Genomic DNA, 2,144 nt, shown 5'->3' with positions numbered 1-2,144 from the left:
CGATGAGGAAGTAATCTCCGGACTATTAACTGGAATTTCTCAGGCTAAGGTATTTCCGGTGTTGTGCGGATCAGCCATAAAAAATATCGGTATTCGGCAAGTGCTTGATTCTATTGTGAAATATCTTCCGGCGCCTGGTATTAAACCAGTTATGGGTTATCATCCAGTTACCCAAGATCCTATAGAAAGAAATATCAATGAACCTTTTTCCGGTTTGGTTTTCAAAACTACTGCAGACCCCTTTGTTGGTCGTCTGAGTTATATTCGCTTATACTCAGGCTCGCTTAAGCCGGATAGCACGATTTATAATGCGACAAAAAATAAGTCAGAGCGGATTGGTACCCTCTTTACACTTCGTGGCAAACAGCAAGATCCTGTTACTGCTGTCCATGCTGGTGATATTGTAGTAGTGGCAAAACTTCAGGAAACTGGTACAGGCGATTCGCTGTGTGATAAGGATAAACCTATTTTATTCGAACCTATATCCTATCCTAAACCAATGTATATACGCGCAATTGAAGCCAAAAATAAAGGCGATGAAGATAAAATCAGTCAGGCTTTAGCCAGACTAATGGATGAGGACCCAACAATAAAAGTTCATAAAGATGTTGAAATCAATCAGTTGCTTATTCACGGTATGGGCGAGCTGCATCTTGATATCATGACAGAACGCATGAAGCGCAAATTTGGGGTTGAAACCTTGCTGACTGACCCCAAAGTCCCTTATCGTGAAACCATCCGTGGCAAAGCAAAAGTCGAAGGTAAACATAAAAAACAAAGCGGCGGACATGGACAGTACGGTCATGTGTGGCTTGAACTGGAACCACTGGCGCCAGGTGCACAATTTGAATTTGTTGATTCCATTTTTGGCGGAGCGGTACCACGTCAATACATTCCGGCAGTTGAAAAAGGGGTGCGCGATGCCCTGAATGCCGGTGTCTTAGCTGGTTATCCGATGGTTGATGTTAAAGTAACCTTAACTGATGGTTCGTACCATACTGTTGACTCTTCGGAAATGGCGTTCAAAATTGCCAGCATGATGGCACTGAGAAAAGGTGCACTGCAGGCAAAACCAGTATTATTAGAACCCATCTATTCCGTGGAAGTTATTGTGCCTGAATCCTATATGGGAGATGTAATTAGCGATCTTAATACAAAACGAGGACGAATCCAAGGAATGGAGCCTATTGGCGGTGGACTTGGAAAAATAAAAGCCCAGGTACCGTTAGCCGAAATGTTCCGTTATAGTATTGACTTACGCTCAATAACACAGGGACGCGGATATTTTGATATGAGTTTCTCGCACTATGAAGATGTACCTGCCCGGATTGCTGAAAGTATAATTGCCAACGCCAAGAAAGAGAAAATGGAAGAAGCCTAGTTGACTCAGGGTCTTAACAGGATGCATAACGCAGTCTGTTAAGACTCTGCTGTTTATTGTGACAATAGTATGTATCTTAGGTTTACTATAGATATTTCGTACAAAAAACGAGTATTATTATATTAAGAGCTTAACTCTTTTTTATATCATGGAGGTTAATCATGGGAGAATTTGTTTTACAACACAGCTTTAATGGCGTTTGGTATGGAATATTTACCGAATTTGCTGCTAGGGGCGTTAAACATGGTATTTCTACTCGTCTGGGTGGCAGGAGTATAAAGCCGTTTGCCAGCTTAAATCTGGGACTGCATACTGGTGATGATGCGGAAACTGTGTGGCATAATCGCCGGCTCTTTTGCCAAGCGCTTGGGCTGGCAGCCGAAAAAGTTGTTACTGCCGAACAAGTGCATGGCGATGGTGTGCAGATGGTCACAGAGGCTGATGCTGGGCGTGGTGCTAGGTATTATCAGGAGGCTATCGGTGGTATAGACGCCCTTATCACGAATGTACCGGATTTACCGCTTATGCTGTTTTTTGCCGATTGCGTGCCTGTGCTTACTTTTGATCCTGTAAATCAAGCTATTGGCGTTAGTCATGCTGGGTGGAAAGGAACGGTTGCTAAAATTGCTCAGAAAACACTGCTTGCTATGCAGCAAAATTTCAATACAAAACCGTCAGACTGCTTTGTAGGAATTGGTCCATCAATTGGTCCCTGCTGTTATGAAGTGGATGAAGTTGTCATAGATAAACTTAGGAAAGGTTT

The 2,144-nt window shown here is 42.9% G+C and carries 2 protein-coding genes; both read left to right on the top strand.

The features are described 5' to 3' along the window. A partial coding sequence (locus AC29Z1_RS17070; RefSeq protein WP_488272647.1) for an elongation factor G occupies positions 1-1,381 on the top strand: 1,381 nt, incomplete at its 5' end. Between the two features lie 161 nt (positions 1,382-1,542). Continuing rightward, a partial coding sequence (locus AC29Z1_RS17065) for a purine nucleoside phosphorylase YfiH/LACC1 family protein (protein ID WP_488272646.1) occupies positions 1,543-2,144 on the top strand: 602 nt, incomplete at its 3' end.

The organism is Sporomusa sp., from assembly GCF_057736855.1.
Note: the sequence above shows the minus strand (reverse complement) of the source record. Positions and strands in the feature narration are given on the sequence as shown.